General features: G+C 55.4%; 1 protein-coding gene. It reads right to left on the bottom strand.

The genetic code is table 11. The annotated features are described in order from the left end of the window. Positions 1-40: 40 nt before the first annotated feature. Positions 41-368: hypothetical protein (locus AC1RPT_RS07790; protein ID WP_481762983.1), on the bottom strand; the 328-nt coding region annotated here is incomplete at its 5' end.

Below are 368 nucleotides of genomic sequence, written 5' to 3'. Positions count from 1 at the left end.
GAGCCACCAGTTTAACGTGGTGGCTCTTCGGTGTCAACATTTATTTACTGATCAAGTCCCGCAAGTTCATAATCAGGGCGTTGAACGCGTGGACGCCATACTTGCCCTTTGAGGCCACGATGCCGCGAGCCACCTCTTCCAGCACGTTGATCGTGTTATTCGTGAGCAGAACGCGCAAATCCTCGCCGTCTACGATGTCCTTTTCCAGTTCGACCAGATTGATGCCAGCCGCCGAAAGCCACATCTTGAGTGGCACTGGCACCCCATCTGCGGCCGCGCGTTCCAGTGCCCCGAGCGGGTTCTCGACACCAATCGCGGCAAGCGCCTCACTCATCTTTTCGTTGAACTGCTGTTCCGTACATGCATAT

It is taken from the genome of Dellaglioa sp. CoH-56-MRSF-11 (assembly GCF_056782135.1).
Note: the sequence above shows the minus strand (reverse complement) of the source record. Positions and strands in the feature narration are given on the sequence as shown.